Genomic DNA, 16,265 nt, shown 5'->3' on the forward strand with positions numbered 1-16,265 from the left:
TGTTGTTTGTTGGTTTTGTTGTTGTCTTTGTTTGTATTTTTGTTTGAGTTGTTCTTTTTCTTGTTGTTCTTGTTTTTGTGCTTGTTGTATGAGTTGTTGTTGGGTGTTGTTGGTGTTTTGTGTTGTTTGTTGGTTTTGTTGTTGTCTTTGTTTGTATTTTTGTTTGAGTTGTTCTTTTTCTTGTTGTTCTTGTTTTTGTGCTTGTTGTATGAGTTCTTGTTTTTCCTGATGGGATGTGTGGTTTTTTTGTTGTTGATTCTGTCTTTCTTTATACTTTTTTCTGATTTTTTCTATTTCTTCCCTATCCTCCTTCTTAGCCTCTTGGCGCATTAATTCTAATTCTGCAGTACTCATTTATTATTTCCCTCTTCAATTTAACCATCAAGTGTCCTGTGAAATTTGAAGATTTAAACTTCATAGTCTACCAATGCAATTGGTAGAAATTATCATGAAATATCTATTATTAATATGATTGAAACGTTCTATAAATCTTTGGATTCTAATTTTAAACATTTATTTACCTTTTTTGTCAATAATAGTGACTTATGACAAAATTGTGCTCATATAAAGTTTCATGCGTTAGTTTAAATCTGGTTTAAATTTGACTAAAAAAAGGGGAGTGGCGTCAAAAAAAGCCATAAGTGATCCAAATCCAACTAAATAAATTATTCACCTAAACTGCACCTTAAAAGGCAAAGAATATATTTCGTACCTTCCCATATAATAGAAAGGAGGGGAAGGCCGTTGAAAAATTTTGCCAGTGAAAGTGATAATACTTCAAAATTGAAACGATCGAAATTAAAAAAAGAACTAATTTTTTTCCTAGTTATATTGACCACATTGACGTTTATCCATTTTTTATGGTTTTATTTCAATTATGGCACATGGAATAACGTCCCCACATACACCACCTTGGTGCACATGCTGATACCTGCCTCAGCAGCCATTATATGCATGGCCATATTTCGAGATCAGGCCCTAACCCGTGAAACAAAATTTTTCATGGGAATATTCGTATTATACGTCATAGTTTTTTTGATTGAAAGTTTTTACAAGCCAATCATACCCCAACCTCTTATTAATTTACCAGTTATCAAAGAAATACCATTATTATCTGCTCTCATCGCAGTTTTCGGTTTTATAAGCATAATCATAATGAACCTTAAGAAAAAGTGGAGAGAAGGTCTTGAACTGTCTAAATTATGGTTTGGAATGAATAAAAAGTTTTTCATAGGTTTCACAGCACTCTTTGCCATTATCGTTATTACTCTTTTCTATTTAAACTATATTTTTGGTTTTGGAGAACCCCTGATGGGTTATGATCCAGGAAATTTCTTCGTATTATACCTTACATTATTGGGCCTGAGTTTCTTTATTATCTGGCCTCAATATTTTGGGGAAGAGTTCGGATGGAGGTACTACCTGCAGGACCGGTTATTCCCACTATTTGGGCCTTACGTTGGTGTCGTGATTTTAGGAGTGATATGGGGGATCTGGCATGCTGGTAACATCGTTATGGGGATGAACTGGCCAGGACAACCCCTCCTCGGTAACTTGAACATGATATTCATTGCCATAATCCTGGCAGTGATCTATGGTTACGCAGTTCTGGTTACACGGAGTGTCTGGATCGCAGTTGCCCTGCATTTAATCACAGACACCACGGAAGTAGCAGCCATAGTCTACCTTTCCCAGTCTGGATCAATATTCGCCTTCGGATCTGGCCTATATTCATTTGTAATCCTGGGAATATTTGCCATCTTACTCATACTCCTGGATCAGAAGGTCTGGAAGAGTGTAAAAGTGCTTAAAACATGAAAGGGAATATAAAAGAATTTAATGGAGAACTACTAATTAATTAAAAAAATTCTTTCGTTGGGGGAATAACCTTGAGCATATGGGTCATAATTGGAATTATTTTAGGTATTGTAATCCTGATTTGTGTGGTGGTGTGGTTAATGAGCTATTCTGGAAGTTCTACTTCTGAAATACTCAAACCCGATGGTAACATCACCGGGAAAGCATTGGTTGTCTATGATCCTGGTTTATCCGGTGGAACCAGAACTGCAGCCACTTACATGGCTGAAAATTTAAAAGCGAAGGGTTATGAAGTTAAATTAACCAGTGTAAAATCAGACAACCTCTCTGATCTATCAGGATATGACTTTTTAATTGTGGGAAGCCCAACCTACGGTGCTAAACCTACAGAACCCATAACATCATATCTAAACAGTTTAGAAAATTCAGGTAATATCATGGCCGGAGTTTACGCCCTATCTGCGGGTAATACGCAGGATGCTGAGATAGTTATGGCAGAAATACTTGAAAATAAGTCCATACCAGTTAAAGTTCTAATTAAATATGGAAATTCGCCATTTGCATTTTCTGCAGACCAAAAACAGTGTTCTGATTTTGTATCACAGCTTTTAGACTAAGTAAATGCATAAAAAGGGAATATTGCGTTTGAAAACTTTTAGAAAGAAGATATCCGTTCAGATTCAGCTTTAAGATATTTCAGACCAGAGTTGAGAGATGACTCCAGCATTTCCTGCAGCCTATCGAGCATGGCACTACTCACCAAGCCCTCCCATGATTCCTCAGTCTCCACTATAGTTTTAAAATCCACAACATCAATTTTCCAGACATGAATGGCATTGATGCCCATGATCTTACCAGTCCAGGCTAAAAGATGAGGTGGCTCGACATTCTGCAAGAGAGAAGTTATTGTCCCAGGTCCAGCTTTCCACTGAAACTGTGTCCCGGGTTTTAACTCACCTTGAAGTGAGACATCCTTCACATCAGGATTCCACCGGGGCCAGGCTTCAATATCAGCCATAATAGCCCACACAGTATCTGGTTCTGCGTCAATTTCAATTTTAGCCCGAGCCAGCACAGGTGCTTCTTCATTGACACTGACCATTTTTCATCACCCCAATGTAATAATTTGAACTTCAGAATACTAAAAAATTATGTATTTAAAGGTGAAATGGACTTTTATCAATCATATCATTCCTTATGAAAAACTGATTAAACCAATGAAAAACTCTGTTAAACTGAGATAAAACATTTAATCATTTATAATGGTTAAACTTAGGTGAAATCGTTCCTAAAAACATCCACTGTCTTATCATGTATTTTATCGTTGGTTTCAGGTTATCTTGGTAGTTATGTAAAATATCATCTGGATTTTCACGGTTTTTAATGGCCTCAGCCGCAGCATAACCACTTGCCAGGGCACTGGATATTCCCTCACCCATAGGGTTCAGAAGCCCGGCAGCATCACCAGCCAAGAGCACCCGACCCTTACCCAGATCCACCTGAAAACCTGCCTGGATCTCAGGCATCATACCAATCTCTTCCTTTTCACAGGCCCCTATTTGTGCATTGAAATGTGATTTGAGGAAGGAAACAAATCTGGAATAATAGGTTTTAATAAGGGAGGTGTCTTTTACTCCCACTCCTATGATGAGAAAATCATCTTTCACATTAATCCAGGCATCATACTCAGAAAGAGCAGGATCCAGAAAAGCATGGAAAAACCTACTATCAAGGTCAATGGTGCCTTTAGAGAAGGTCTGGTAGGTGGTGATGTAATTGGCAGGAACATTCCTTAGATTTCTCCGGGTCTTGCTGGTGGTCCCGTCACAGGCTATAACCATCCTAGCCTTTTCCGGGTAAATTTTACTCTTCTTGTCTTTCATCTCCATGAACTCTACTAGTACATGGTCCTCTTTTTCTTCACACTTCACGGCTGCAGTCAACGGTCTGAGCTTTACACCAGCACTTTCGGCTTTCAAGCTCATCCAGTGGTCGAATGAAGTTCTCCAAATGTTATAACCTTCATTTTTGAATTTGAATGGTTTTCCTTTTTCGTTGGTAATTATGATCCCTTGATTGATCTGGGGATGTGAGAAAGCAGTGTCTGGTATTTTTCCAAATTCTTCTTCCACCATCTGCACAGATTTTTCTATGAGGATACCGGAACAGGACTTTTCCCGGGGTAATTCCATCTTTTCCGCCAATAAAACACTGTAACCATTTTCACTTATCCTTTTTGCAGCCATGCAACCGGCTGGTCCGGCCCCTATCACTATAACATCATACAATTTGGATTTCCTCCTATAAATTATTATTAGCGGTCTTTTAATCTAACTATTTTTTGGGATTACATTTCAGTTCAGTTTCCTATATTACGATTTCATAAAAAACCATGAAAGAACTTCTTTATATACTTCTTTTGGTTAATTAAATGATAAAATAGAAGATGTGAGGATGAATCTCTAATTATTCTATACTATGCTGAGTTTATTCAAAAAAATAAAAATAATTATTATTTAGGGGGGATTATAATGAATGAGAAAAGTGTTCAAACAGACATGGGGAAATTTAATAAATTAAGATGGTCTCTCATAGTGGGTTTTTTTTGATTGTTAATCTTCTTCTTATTTTCACTTATAAAAACAAAAATCTGCTGGCCATAGACAGTTTTTTAGTCACAGCTCTCTTATTTATCCTGGCAGTTCTCCATGGAAGTGAACGCTACGGTAAAAAGAATATATTAATCTTTTTCCTTATCACATGGGCAGTGAGTTTTTCTTTTGAAAACTTGAGTATAGTCACAGGCTTTCCTTTTGGTTTTTATAATTATTCACCCAGCTTAGGATTGTTAACAGTTCCAATTATAATTATATTCGCCTATTTTGCCATGGGATACTTGGCCTGGATGTTAGCCCATGTATTAACCGGCCAATACACCAGAAAACTTGAAGGAAAACAGATATTTTTAGTGCCTTTCATAGCTGCATTTCTCATGGTGATGTGGGATCTGACTGTGGATCCTATTTCTTCAACTCTACAGGGTCTCTGGGTATGGACTTATCCGGGGGCCTATTTCGGAGTCCCCACCTCCAACTTCTTCGGATGGTTCCTGGTGGTATACATATTCTTCCAGATATTCGCCTTGTATCTTTCAAAATATGACTCTATCAAAGAAGAAATAGCCAGTAAACTTTTTAACAAACTTTACTGGAGTGAAACAGCAGCTGTTTATGGGATTACAGCTCTGGGGACCATATTATCAGTTTTTTACCAGTACAATGACATCACCATTTCCATGGCCTTAATAACAGTGTTTACCATGATATTTGTGGCAATACTTGCCCTGATTAACATCTGGAATAATCCTGATTTTAAGAACAGTTAATTTGGAGGTTAAGTTCCATTTTATACTGGCCTTTGAATCCAGTCCAATAATTATAAATTTGCATAGGAAATAATAACTCATATTAAAGTGGCAAAATATGGTTGTTCATAGAAGGAGTGAGTAAAGTGTCAATTTCAGAGATGATAAAAAATAACCAGTTAAAATCTTATTTCATACTAACTTTCTTAATCACCTGGAGTTTCTTCTTTTTACCTTTCATCTTTTCCCTAACTGATTCTATGTTTAACCTGTTATTAATGGCTATTGGTGGTTCTGGCCCGGCATTTGCTGCTATAATAATTTCAGGTGTCATAAAGCCTCAAAAACTGGAAACTCAAAATCTTAAAAGATGGATATCTTTTTTAATAGCATTAGTCCTAGTTGTTTTTTTGATTGTTTCCTATCTCCATATAGCTTTGAATTCAATTTCAATTCCCATCTTTATTTTAATACTTATCAATGCAGCCATAGCTGCATATATAATAAGTGGAGGTTTAGCTGGTCACAAAGGAATAAGAGAACTTTTAAGTAAATTATACATTTGGAAAGTTGATTTAAAATGGTATGTAATTGCATTACTCCTTTATCCTGCCATAAACTTCATCTCCCTCCTAATTGGTTCTATGGTTACTGGAATCTCCTTTAATGAGATATGGCCTCAGTTATCTCTGGATGCTCTTTTTTGGTTCATTATCTCCTGCGGATTCATTGGTCTGGTTCGCGGACCTTTAAGGGAAGAAATCGGATGGAGGGGCTTTGCACTGCCCAGGTTACAATACTTGTACTCACCACTGGTGGGAACACTCATATTGGCTCTGATATGGACTTTCTGGCATTTACCACTCCACATAAATGGAATTTACCCTGGAGGGATAGAAGGATTTTACAGTAGATGCACCTGGAATATTGGCATAACCTTCCTTTTCACCTGGATCTACAATCATTCCAGAGGCAGTTTACTTTTAACTACGATTTTCCATACTTCTATCAACACCACAGGTACTTTACTTATTATTCCCTCAAATATAAGTGGAATATGGGGTTTGGCTTTCATTGCTTTTATCAATATCGCAGCCATCCTGGTTATTGTAGGGGATAAAATGTGGCAAAAACTACCAGAAAAATCCGAAGCAGTGTATAACTATTAGATCACATAAATTTTTTTTAACTTTTTGTCCACTAAAGGCTCCTTCACTTTAAAAAATAGCAAAAAAAGAAAAAATTTGAATGTTAATTGTTCTTGAATTTTTCATTCCAATTTTTTATGGCAAAGCCACCAGTCATAACACGCAAATTCACCTGATTTTGATTGTTCAAGCCGTGCTTTAGCGGTTTTAACATCTTTAGGTGGGGGGACAATTACATGATCCTGCACCAGTTCGTTGTTGGGCCAGTTAGCAGGCATGGCCACATTGTTTTTATCAGCAGTTTGCATGGCTTCTACAACTCTTAGAATTTCATCCATGTTTCTTCCTAATTCTTGAGGATAGTAAAGGATTATCCGTATTTTGGCTTGGTCATCCACCACAAAAACAGCTCTTACTGTGTTAGTTCCTTTACCTGGGTGGATAAGGCCTAATTTATTGGCAACTGCTCCGGTATCGGCAATTATAGGGAATTGGATTTCAATATCCAGGTTTTCGTTTATCCATTCCTCCCATTTGATATGGGCAAAGACCTGATCCACACTCATACCAATAAGTTCACAGTCCAGCTCCCGGAACTGGTCGTATCGTGTTTGGAATGCATAGAATTCTGTGGTACAAACCGGGGTGAAATCAGCTGGATGGCTGAAAAGAACAAACCACTTTCCAGAAAAAGCTTTTGGAAGTTCCATCACACCATGGGTTGTTTCTACCGTCATTTCTGGGAAGTCATCTCCTAAAAGGGGCATACTACCCTTTCCTTTTTCATTTTCCATATATATTACCTCCACCCTTATTTATAGTAACACCAACTATTTGATTTTATCCAGTAGAGAGTATTATCGGTAAACGAGGATAGTTAGGATTAATATTACAAAAAAATAATTCTAAAAGTTATAATTTTAAAAATAACAATCAAATTCATGGAATTAATTTTCAATCAACCTATTTACTCTTGACATGATGATTATTCTCGATTCATTCATGATTTCAATTTCCTTAACCATTCCTTTCTTTTTTCCAGGCATCCCCTACTTCAGGGTTATGTTTGAAAAACTTTTCTCTAATAGAATCATCTACTTTATTGGCAGGACATGCAAAGTTAATGCATTGGCTGCACATGTATTTGCGCATTATATTAAAAGCCAGTAGGCTGAAAACTAAATAAAGGACTATAAACATGTAATTCATGGATAATATCATTAAAATGATGGGATAACCCCATATAACTAACAGACCCAGAATAAAAATGATTTTTTCAGCAAGTGACATGGGTCCGGGACGGTACTTCCATAGTTTGGGTGAACCATAATTGGCCCAGCATTTCAAGGTGCGACTTTCAGTTTCAGCGTAATGAGGGCAATGGGAACACATAACCCTTATTTCAACCAATCCAAAGTACAATAAAAACATCACTATCCATGGAATTAGAAGTAAGGGATTGTAGTAATAGATACCAATCCCAGCCAGCAATATAACCAGAGAAACATTTAAAAGAAATTGTATTAGTTGATGTAGGTTAAAGTGGCAGCTTAATTCCTGACACACGTTACATTTATCACAGGATGTTTCCTGGCAGGTAGTTAAAGGTTTTTCTGGATCTAGAAAGAATTTCAAGTGAACATCTCCTGAACATTAATATGTCCTTTAATTGTTAGTAATCTTTTGGAAAGATCTTCTCTGTCATGGTTCTTTTTGGGTAAAATTTTAGGATTGTGGGTTGATATATGGATTTTAGTCAAGTTCATTTTTTTTTATTTCACGTATGTTAATTTTTCTGTTAAGGAGTAATCTATCGCCCCTAGATGATTAAGGTTACTTAAATAATTTAAATATTGGCTTAAATAATATTTTCAATTTATATAATGGGCTTATTGGAAAATGGAGGGACATGTAATGGTTGAATTTGTTGAAGACAAATCATGCAGAGTGTTCATGATAGAAAAAATCTTAATTTCGGGTTGTTAGAAAACTATTTAACCATTCTTTTTTGGAACTTGAAAAAAGGGCATTTAGTGATGTGGTTTGCCACGTAAACACAGGAAATGATGACCAGGGCATATCGATTGTAACTAAATGCGAGCCATGTATTGAATGGCATGTTCAACAGACAGATATTGCCGGAACATCAGATGAAGAAATACACGAAACCATTAATGTTGTTATAGGGAATGGAAGAGGTTCTGCTGATTTTTAATCCAGATTTGCTTTGAATACCCTTGATTTTCATGGAAAGGTTAAATTATGCTTTTTTAATTCTTCGATTTTTTTTGCATGTTAAATTTATCTTTATTACCTTCTTTATTACCTTTAACCTATTTTTTTAATACAGTATAAGTGATTAATTACTTATATGCCAATGATTTATATAAAAAACAGGGATTTAAAATGGAGAGGGGAAATTTTAATAAAAAATTTCTTTTTATTTTCAGGATTTTAATTGTTTTGGAATCTTTTAGGGTTATTTTAGTTTTATAAGAGCAATAAGAAATATTTAGTGACTAAGGGTTTTTAAAATGGTTTTTTGTACAAGATGTGGGGCTGAAAATCCTGAAGGATCCGGGTACTGCTATAAATGTGGGGAAAAACTTCGTGACTTGTCGGATGATCAAATTTATACCAAAAAAGAACTAATAAAGGAAAAAAGTGATGCTACTCTGTTAAATATTGTTCTAATAATTGCAGTGTTCATTATTGTAATACTAATAGTACAAATGATCTTTGCATACTCTTCTATGGCACCGATATTCAACAATTTCTTTGGATAAAAATGAATTTAAATTCAAAGAAAAAAATGAGATAGAATGTTATCCACGGTTTTTCCTGGAAAATCGATTGCTTAATGAGATAAATGCATTTAAAACAGGCATAACTACCGATCCAAAAATTTTTATCTTGTATTTAAAGCCTCTTCCCTCCAGTTCATGGGAAACATCACCTAAAAGTTCAGGTATTTCCAGGTTCTGAGGACAGGCCTTTACACACCTCCCACAATTAGTGCAAAGTCCGGCATAGGCTTCCTGACCGGAAAAAACTCCTCCCAATATGGCAAGGTAATCAAAAAACTGACTTTTTTCGAACATGTACTTTTGGTTGTAGAGGTTAAAGCAGAGGGGTATGTCCACTCCACGGGGACAGGGCATGCAGTAACCACACCCAGTACAATCCACCTTCATAAGATCTTCATAGACTTCTTTAACCCGTTCATAAAGTTTTAACTCATCTTCAGTCAATGAATTGGGTAAAACTTCATCTGCAACCTTCAAATTTTCTTTAATCTGGTCCTCATCATTCATTCCAGAAAAAACACAGGTAACCTCCGGATGGTTTAACACCCATCGAAGTGCCCAGTTAGCAGGACTACTTCCAGTGTCAGACTCTCCCCATATTTGAAGTGCTTTATCCGGAACTTTACCCGCCAGAAGTCCTCCTTTTAAAGGTTCCATAATAAATACACTTATTCCTTTTAAGTGGGCGTATTTTAATCCTTTTGTGCCTGCCTGATTTTTTTCATCCATATAATTGTATTGAATTAAACAAACATCCCACTGGTATGCATCTACAATTTCTTTAAAAGCTTCTAAATTGGCATGAGATGAAAAGCCAATGTTGTTTATTTTCCCCTTTGCCCGGGCATCTTCTAAAAATTTAAGAACTCCCAGTTTTTTAAGTTTTCCAAAACTTACCGTGCTCATGTTGTGGATAAGGTAGTAATCAATACAGTCTGTTTGTAGTTTTTCAAGCTGTATTTCTAGGAATCGTTCCATGTCTTCATATTTTTTAACAGACCAGGAAGGCATTTTGGTCATTAGTTTTACTTTTTCCCGGTATCCGTTCTTGAGGATCTCACCTAAGAATGATTCACTGGCTCCGCCGTGGTAGGGGAATGCAGTGTCAATTATGTTCACACCATGATCTATTGCATAATAAATCTGATTTTTAGCCTTTTCTTTATTGATCATGCCGTTTTTGGTGGGTAGTCTCATGGCGCCATATCCCAGGGCTGAGATCTTATCACCGTTTTTTTCATTTTTCCTGTACTGCATCATCACACCTCTTAGATTGACCCGTCAGTTGAATATTCTAAAAAATTATACTTATTTGGATAGTCCGTCCCAGAAAAGTTCAAAAGTAAGGTTTATGTTTTTTTGATTCATTTTTTCAGGATATTTCTCAAAATGCATGATAGTATTGAGTATATTTCCCCAGAAACAATCCATTAATAGTTCATCGTAAATTTCCTTAATTTTGTTCTCTTTAAATCCTTTTTTATAGACTTCAAGAAGTTCCACAAATTTCTCTTCAATTCGTCCCTTGGTGAAAGATGTTATATAGGGGGAACAGTGGAATGTCATTATGAAATTGAATTTATAGGGATTTTCAATGCCTAAACACACAAATTTCAGCCACAACGATTTAACATTTTCTTTAAATGGTTTTGTATCATCATAATCATCTTGAACTTCGTTTAAGATGTTTTCTTTGGTGTAAATGTAGAGACGATCGATAAGTTCCTCTTTAGTCTTGAAATAGTGGAAAAGCGTACCGGTGGCTACTCCAGCAGTTTTAGCAATTTCTGCAGTGGATGTTCCATGAAATCCCCTTTCAACAAACAGTTTAAGGGAGGTATCCAGTATTTTTTGTTCTTTTTCCCTCAATTTATTTACATCCAAAATAGTGATGTAGACTGATTAGTCGGTCGAGTATTTATACTTTCTCTAAATCTTCTTACCAAACTGTAAAAAGTAAAATTTCTTTTATAAATCTGGACAAATAATTCATTTAGGGGTGATTTTCTATGATGATGATTTCTATTATAAAAAAAGGTTAAAAGAGGGTAAAACATACGAAGACTTCCGTCAGGCATGGTATCACGCCACTTGATTCGGAAATGCATCAGATTCTACTGTAGAAGCAAAATCTCCATTGGGACACCTTTACACTGTGGTCAATGCCTTTGATCCAAAAGAAATAATTGTTATAGGTTTTGGTCCAGAAATAACAGAACAAGTCTTGCACTCAACCCTCAATATAGATGTTAAAGAAAGACTCGAAAATCATCTGGAAGAAGTTATAGAACCAGAAATTGGCCGTTCATTTGGAATTTTAGTCTCTGAAGATGATTTTTCTCCTAAAGGAACACTTGAGTATCAAAAACCTTCGGTGGCAGGAGTAGAAACTGATCTTAAAAAGACGGAAGATTTGATAAGTTTAGTAAGAAAAAAATCCAACAGGCTTCAGTTAAAAGGGATCGGGCTAAAAAAACAGAATGAACCTATCATTAAATCCCCCTAAAATGATGGGAAACTATTCCAGATTAATTTTTTCTACAAAAAGGGTTATTCATCCATGGGCATTGGTTTTTTCATTTTTTGACATTCTGAGAATCAATGAATTATATTTATCAGTAGAACGATTATGATATTGAGTATTCTAAAGTTTATTATATGAAAGACATTAAAACAACAACTCATATGATACAATAATTAAACTTAGGTTAGAATATGGTTAAAAAAGTTTATTTAGGGGTTATTTTATCTTTAATAATCATATTGTCCCTTTTTTCATATTACACCATCCAGGAGCATAGTGAATCTGAAGATTCAAAACCACAGGCTTCAAATATAACGATTTTTTTAACTGGAGATGTAATGTTTGATTTTGCAGTTGGACCCCTTATTGATAGTGGTGTGGATGTTTTTGGAGATTTCACACCACTTTTTAGGACATCAGATCTAGTGGTCATAAATCTTGAAAATCCACTAACCACATCGAATGACAACATAAAAACAACTGTCCCTGTCAAAGCCAACCCCCAATATGCCAAAATACTTAAAAAGGATAACATCGATGTTGTGTGTCTTGCCAATAATCATATAATGGATTACAATGAATCAGGGCTAAATGATACCTTAAATACCCTTAAAAAGTACAACATCACCGCGGTTGGTGCCGGTGAAAACCTCCAAAAAGCATCTAAACCTGCCTATTTTGTCGTTGACAACCGTACAATTGCCATATTAAACTTTTTCGATACAACCACTTTCCAGGAATTCGCAAAAGCAGAGTTACCCCCAGCCACAGATAACAGTTCTGGATTTGCACCTGCAGACTGGAATGTGATAAAAGAAAATTTAGATCAGGCCAGAAAACAGGCAGATATTGTCATTGTGGTTTTTCACTATGGGAATGAATATTCAACAACCCCAAACCAGTATCAGAAGAACATATCAAGAAAATGCATTGATGCGGGTGCTGATATAGTTGTGGGAAGCCATCCTCATGTAATTCAGGAAGTAGAAATTTACAAGGGGGGATTAATCTTCTACAGCTTAGGGAACTTTGTTTTTGACCAGAGCAACCCATCACCCAAAGAATCAATGATTGTTCAGCTTCAGGATTTAAATGGAAACTTAAGTGCGATCATTTATCCTTTCCGCATTACCAATTCCTGCCCACGTTTTATGGATACTCAAAGTGCTGAAACTTTCCTGGAGTCTTTAAGGGAAGAATCTAATGCAGACATTAAAATTGAAAATGGTAAGGGGGTTATAAATATGGGGGTATTATAAATTCCAGATTACAAAATTTTAGGTGATATGATATTGATAATAAATTAAGAGTATATCATAGTTTAAAGAGCACATTATTAGGTTTAAGAGCAGATCATAGTTTGAAATAACATATGATCCGTGTTTTGTAAAACACAACTCATAAATGATACCATGAAATCCAACACCAAAATCGAAAACTTGAAGGAAGCCCTTAAGGATAGGGAGTGCACAGTCGAGAAACATTCAAGCGTTATGGAAATAACCTTCGAAAATTTCGAGGATGCAGACTGGTTTGAATCAATTTTTGAAGATTACCAGCAGAAATCGGCAGTGAGCTGTTTAATGTCCATGAGACCCAAGGACCAAAATTCACGCCATAAGTTTGTATTCAATGTCAGGGACATGGATAAATTCATAGAACTTCTAGAAGAGGAATAATGCAATTAACTGGACTGTTTTACAGATAATAAGAAACAGTGCAAAATCACCTTTAATGGTGATGCAATTTTTTATATCGGATAATAGGTGATTAAAATAGTTAAAACAGAGTTAAAAACTGGAAAAGATATATTTATCTTCCTACTCTTTGCAATGGTATTTTTAAGTACCTATCTGGTTATGGAACGTGATCAGACCATACTCTATATCTTCCTGGCACTTTTTTTAGTATACAGTTTCATCTCGTTACTGGTTTCTCGTAAGTCTGGTGCTGAGATCATGGGTTGGATAGGCATAATAAAAAGTAGAGACTATACATCATTATTCCTTGCTGTTCCACAGGCAGTACTTATCTTCGGTGTGGTGATGGTGTTATACAATGATATGTATGGAATAATATCATTGACTGCCGGTTTTGTGCTGATGTTTATTGGTATGGGGTTCAATATCATGGTACGGATGGAATTAGGTAAAAATTGGGTTCCTCTTTCAAAAACAACTGATCATCAGGAACTTATAACCTGGGGAATTTATTCAAAGGTTCGCCATCCTTTTTATCTATCTATTTTAATCTTATTTCTGGGAGTTGCCGTCATATCATGGGATCTATTGGGCTTAGTTTTTTTTATTTTATTTATATTGGGTCTGGTCTTCCGAATAAAAAAAGAAGAAAAGGAATTAATCTTCAAATTCGGCCAACAATACACGGATTATATGGATAAAACCCCCATGCTAATCCCAACAGTCTTCAAATAATTATTCGGCCTGTTTAACCTTTTACAAGGTCTTGACCAATTTTTCTGGCCTGTTTCATTACATTTTTCTTGTTTTTTACTTCTCCAGGAACTGCATTTCCCTGTGAGGAAAGCACATTGATGACATCATAACCCAGGAAGTTAAACATGGTCTGAGTGTAGTTGAAATATTCTTGAAACATGGTTTCATCAGGGTTTCCCTGTGAAAAAATCAATACCATCTTTTTTTCCCATATCTTTCCTGGAACCCAGTTTTAAAATTAGCTACAGTCGGTCAGTGAAGAGTTTCGCCTGGGCTGTCATCTGCCACATGTAAACTGGACTACCCAGTATAAATGCATCAGCATCTTGAATCTCGTTATAGATGATCTGCATATCATCCCTGATGTCACATTCCCCTTCATGGCTCTTGCAGTGCATGCAGGCCTGGCATGGTTTTATGGACATCTGGTTAAGGTTGAAGATTGCAGTGTCTGCTCCAGCAGCACCTGCACCTTTAAGCGCCTCTTTAACCAGAATTTCGGTGTTACTATTCTTTCTTGGGCTTCCTGTAAATCCTACTACCTTCATTTTTTAAACTTCCTTTGAAAGCAACTGATTTTGAGAATATCTAAATTTAAAAAGATAAACTCCATTCTTGTTTATAAAACCATCTCTATAATATTCATATATTTTTTGTAAGGAAAAATGAACTGAATGATCTCGTAGATCAGTATGAAATTTATCTCATCTAACTTCTACCCAAATATTATATACGGAGTCATTTATGTAGATTTTGTAACCTTTAAGTGACCAAGTACCTATACGATAACCAGGAACACTAATACAGTTAATGAAATACATTTTGATAGGTGTCTGGTAGGTGGAATTTTACAATTTAGCCAAAAAAGTGGAACATAAAACATTTTTAGGGAGGAATAAAGGTTAAAATTGATAATAATACTCTCAGAGAAGTTTTTGACGAATCAATTGTAGCTTTTCTTATTTGTGATGAAGAAGGCACTATGGTTGGTGCTAATAAATATGCATTAAACATATTGGGGATACCTGAATCCGAAGATCATTTTCCAGAGATCAACATATTTAAAAATTTCATTATTCCTTTCCAAAGGGAAAAATTACTTAAAGAGAAATCTTTTAAATTTAAAACCCAACTTAACATAAAAAAGATAAATGGTAACTCTGATGTTTCCAAACATCTTAAAACTGCCTCTTTTGAAGGAAAAGTTTCAGTTATAAGTTCTGGATTTCTGGTACAGATCCAGCATATTCCCCAGGATGGAAAATCTGAAAAACTGCTTCAAAGTGAAAGGAAATATCGTCACTTTTTTGAGGATGATCTTACGGGAGATTTCATTGCAACCCCTGAAGGCAAGATTTTAGAATGTAACCCTGCATTTGCTGAATTGTATGGTTTTCAAAACATTGAAGAAGCTTCAAAATCCAACATGTCTCAGTTCAACTCAGAAGACTGGGAAAATTTAGTTAAACGACTGGAAATTGAGTATAAAATCAAGGGGCATCAAACCATACATAAAAGCCCTGACGGGAAACAAATCCACATTGTTTGTAATGTTGTTGCCATTTTCAATGAATCAGGACACTTAGATCAAATTGAAAGTTACATCTTTGATGACACCGAACGGAAAGAAGCGGAAAATGCTTTAAAAGAAAGTGAAAAGAAATATAGGCGTTTATTTGATGAAGATTTAACTGGGGATTTTATTGCAAAACCTGATGGTAAAATAACAGAGTGTAACCCTTCTTTTGCAGTCATATATGGATTTAATACTATTGAAAATGCGCTTAAGTGGAATATATCAGAATCAAATCCTTTTGACTGGCCATATATGGTAACCAGGCTCAAAAGTGAGGGCAAGATTCAGGGTTTTCAAAGCTGGCAGAGAAGGTCTGATACCCTGAGGATCCATGTTGTGGCCAACCTCGTAGGTATTTTCAATGACGGGGACAAACTCACCCATGTTAAAGGTTACGTATTTGATGATACTGAACGTAAACAGGCGGAAGAAGGACTTGACAGAACTATAAGTCAAATAACAGGGATTTTAAACAGTATTAAAGATGGATTTGTTGCTTTAAATAATTTCTGGGAAATTGTTTATTAAATCATTGTGCTGCAGAATATGCAGGTGTTGATGTTGATGATCTT

General features: G+C 35.7%; 20 protein-coding genes. 11 read left to right on the top strand and 9 right to left on the bottom strand.

All coding sequences use genetic code 11. The annotated features are described in order from the left end of the window. Positions 1-354, bottom strand: a 354-nt coding sequence (locus tag J2743_RS10700; RefSeq protein ID WP_425342816.1) for a hypothetical protein, incomplete at its 3' end; no start/stop codon positions are given. Between the two features lie 390 nt (positions 355-744). Between J2743_RS10700 and J2743_RS10705 the strand changes: the two genes are divergently transcribed. Continuing rightward, positions 745-1,818 (top strand): CPBP family intramembrane glutamic endopeptidase, encoded by a 1,074-nt coding sequence (locus J2743_RS10705; RefSeq protein ID WP_209627054.1) that lies wholly within the window; start codon positions 745-747, stop codon positions 1,816-1,818. Between the two features lie 71 nt (positions 1,819-1,889). Beyond that, positions 1,890-2,435, top strand: a complete 546-nt coding sequence (locus J2743_RS10710) for a flavodoxin family protein (RefSeq protein WP_209627056.1) — start codon at positions 1,890-1,892, stop codon at positions 2,433-2,435. A 38-nt stretch (positions 2,436-2,473) separates the two neighbouring features. Here J2743_RS10710 and J2743_RS10715 read toward each other — a convergent pair whose 3' ends face one another. Beyond that, on the bottom strand, positions 2,474-2,920 hold the full coding sequence (locus J2743_RS10715) for an SRPBCC family protein (protein WP_209627058.1): 447 nt from the start codon (positions 2,918-2,920) through the stop codon (positions 2,474-2,476). 151 nt (positions 2,921-3,071) lie between these two features. Continuing rightward, on the bottom strand, positions 3,072-4,106 hold the full coding sequence (locus J2743_RS10720; RefSeq protein ID WP_209627060.1) for an NAD(P)/FAD-dependent oxidoreductase: 1,035 nt from the start codon (positions 4,104-4,106) through the stop codon (positions 3,072-3,074). A gap of 317 nt (positions 4,107-4,423) precedes the next feature. Here J2743_RS10720 and J2743_RS10725 point away from each other — a divergent pair, with 317 nt between their 5' ends. Then, positions 4,424-5,203 carry a carotenoid biosynthesis protein gene (locus tag J2743_RS10725; RefSeq protein ID WP_209627062.1) on the top strand — a complete coding sequence of 260 codons (780 nt, stop codon included), beginning with the start codon at positions 4,424-4,426 and terminating at the stop codon, positions 5,201-5,203. Between the two features lie 125 nt (positions 5,204-5,328). Further along, a complete protein-coding gene (locus tag J2743_RS12255) occupies positions 5,329-6,351 on the top strand; it encodes a CPBP family intramembrane glutamic endopeptidase (protein WP_209627064.1) in 1,023 nt (340 codons plus the stop codon). A 101-nt stretch (positions 6,352-6,452) separates the two neighbouring features. Here J2743_RS12255 and J2743_RS10735 read toward each other — a convergent pair whose 3' ends face one another. Both J2743_RS10735 and J2743_RS10740 read right to left on the bottom strand, forming a co-directional pair. After that, positions 6,453-7,124 carry a peroxiredoxin gene (locus tag J2743_RS10735; RefSeq protein ID WP_245248274.1) on the bottom strand — a complete coding sequence of 224 codons (672 nt, stop codon included), beginning with the start codon at positions 7,122-7,124 and terminating at the stop codon, positions 6,453-6,455. 223 nt (positions 7,125-7,347) lie between these two features. Further along, entirely contained in the window at positions 7,348-7,965 is a 618-nt protein-coding gene (locus J2743_RS10740) for a hypothetical protein (RefSeq protein ID WP_209627066.1), read from the bottom strand. A gap of 403 nt (positions 7,966-8,368) precedes the next feature. Between J2743_RS10740 and J2743_RS10745 the strand changes: the two genes are divergently transcribed. Together J2743_RS10745 and J2743_RS10750 are read left to right on the top strand one after the other, a co-directional pair. After that, the gene (locus J2743_RS10745) at positions 8,369-8,545 is read left to right on the top strand and encodes a carboxymuconolactone decarboxylase family protein (RefSeq protein WP_209627068.1); all 177 of its coding nucleotides are present in this window, start codon (positions 8,369-8,371) and stop codon (positions 8,543-8,545) included. 319 nt (positions 8,546-8,864) lie between these two features. Further along, complete coding sequence (locus tag J2743_RS10750; protein ID WP_209627070.1) at positions 8,865-9,116, top strand: zinc-ribbon domain-containing protein; 252 nt, start codon at positions 8,865-8,867, stop codon at positions 9,114-9,116. 39 nt (positions 9,117-9,155) lie between these two features. Here the strand turns inward: J2743_RS10750 and J2743_RS10755 are convergent, their stop codons facing one another. Together J2743_RS10755 and J2743_RS10760 are read right to left on the bottom strand one after the other, a co-directional pair. Further along, complete coding sequence (locus J2743_RS10755; RefSeq protein ID WP_209627072.1) at positions 9,156-10,394, bottom strand: aldo/keto reductase; 1,239 nt, start codon at positions 10,392-10,394, stop codon at positions 9,156-9,158. A 51-nt stretch (positions 10,395-10,445) separates the two neighbouring features. Beyond that, the gene (locus J2743_RS10760) at positions 10,446-11,006 is read right to left on the bottom strand and encodes a TetR/AcrR family transcriptional regulator (RefSeq protein WP_209627074.1); all 561 of its coding nucleotides are present in this window, start codon (positions 11,004-11,006) and stop codon (positions 10,446-10,448) included. A gap of 268 nt (positions 11,007-11,274) precedes the next feature. Here J2743_RS10760 and J2743_RS10765 point away from each other — a divergent pair, with 268 nt between their 5' ends. The 4 genes from J2743_RS10765 to J2743_RS12260 all read left to right on the top strand — a co-directional run bounded on the left by J2743_RS10765 (position 11,275) and on the right by J2743_RS12260 (position 14,096). Further along, on the top strand, positions 11,275-11,643 hold the full coding sequence (locus J2743_RS10765; protein WP_245248275.1) for a hypothetical protein: 369 nt from the start codon (positions 11,275-11,277) through the stop codon (positions 11,641-11,643). Positions 11,644-11,852: 209 nt separating this feature from the next. Further along, entirely contained in the window at positions 11,853-12,920 is a 1,068-nt protein-coding gene (locus tag J2743_RS10770) for a CapA family protein (RefSeq protein ID WP_209627076.1), read from the top strand. Positions 12,921-13,073: 153 nt separating this feature from the next. Next, positions 13,074-13,340: a hypothetical protein gene (locus J2743_RS10775; protein ID WP_209627078.1), complete on the top strand. Its 267-nt coding sequence runs from the start codon at positions 13,074-13,076 to the stop codon at positions 13,338-13,340. An 87-nt stretch (positions 13,341-13,427) separates the two neighbouring features. After that, positions 13,428-14,096, top strand: a complete 669-nt coding sequence (locus J2743_RS12260) for a methyltransferase family protein (RefSeq protein ID WP_209627080.1) — start codon at positions 13,428-13,430, stop codon at positions 14,094-14,096. Positions 14,097-14,109: 13 nt separating this feature from the next. Here J2743_RS12260 and J2743_RS12095 read toward each other — a convergent pair whose 3' ends face one another. Together J2743_RS12095 and J2743_RS12100 are read right to left on the bottom strand one after the other, a co-directional pair. Continuing rightward, positions 14,110-14,316 (bottom strand): hypothetical protein, encoded by a 207-nt coding sequence (locus tag J2743_RS12095; RefSeq protein ID WP_245248277.1) that lies wholly within the window; start codon positions 14,314-14,316, stop codon positions 14,110-14,112. Between the two features lie 43 nt (positions 14,317-14,359). Next, positions 14,360-14,665 carry a flavodoxin family protein gene (locus J2743_RS12100; RefSeq protein WP_245248279.1) on the bottom strand — a complete coding sequence of 102 codons (306 nt, stop codon included), beginning with the start codon at positions 14,663-14,665 and terminating at the stop codon, positions 14,360-14,362. Positions 14,666-15,099: 434 nt separating this feature from the next. Here J2743_RS12100 and J2743_RS10790 point away from each other — a divergent pair, with 434 nt between their 5' ends. Next, positions 15,100-16,221 carry a PAS domain-containing protein gene (locus tag J2743_RS10790; RefSeq protein WP_245248280.1) on the top strand — a complete coding sequence of 374 codons (1,122 nt, stop codon included), beginning with the start codon at positions 15,100-15,102 and terminating at the stop codon, positions 16,219-16,221. Positions 16,222-16,265: the final 44 nt, after the last annotated feature.

It is taken from the genome of Methanobacterium petrolearium (assembly GCF_017873625.1).
GTDB lineage: Archaea > Methanobacteriota > Methanobacteria > Methanobacteriales > Methanobacteriaceae > Methanobacterium > Methanobacterium petrolearium.

Excerpts from the sequence above, each read along its gene's own strand:
- J2743_RS10790 (WP_245248280.1), top strand. The coding sequence starts at position 15,100 with ATGGTTGGTGCTAATAAATATGCATTAAACATATTGGGGATACCTGAA.
- J2743_RS10755 (WP_209627072.1), bottom strand. The coding sequence starts at position 10,394 with ATGCAGTACAGGAAAAATGAAAAAAACGGTGATAAGATCTCAGCCCTG.
- J2743_RS10770 (WP_209627076.1), top strand. The coding sequence starts at position 11,853 with ATGGTTAAAAAAGTTTATTTAGGGGTTATTTTATCTTTAATAATCATA.
- J2743_RS10715 (WP_209627058.1), bottom strand. The coding sequence starts at position 2,920 with ATGGTCAGTGTCAATGAAGAAGCACCTGTGCTGGCTCGGGCTAAAATT.
- J2743_RS12095 (WP_245248277.1), bottom strand. The coding sequence starts at position 14,316 with ATGGTATTGATTTTTTCACAGGGAAACCCTGATGAAACCATGTTTCAA.
- J2743_RS10735 (WP_245248274.1), bottom strand. The coding sequence starts at position 7,124 with ATGGAAAATGAAAAAGGAAAGGGTAGTATGCCCCTTTTAGGAGATGAC.
- J2743_RS10750 (WP_209627070.1), top strand. The coding sequence starts at position 8,865 with ATGGTTTTTTGTACAAGATGTGGGGCTGAAAATCCTGAAGGATCCGGG.
- J2743_RS10775 (WP_209627078.1), top strand. The coding sequence starts at position 13,074 with ATGAAATCCAACACCAAAATCGAAAACTTGAAGGAAGCCCTTAAGGAT.
- J2743_RS12100 (WP_245248279.1), bottom strand. The coding sequence starts at position 14,665 with ATGAAGGTAGTAGGATTTACAGGAAGCCCAAGAAAGAATAGTAACACC.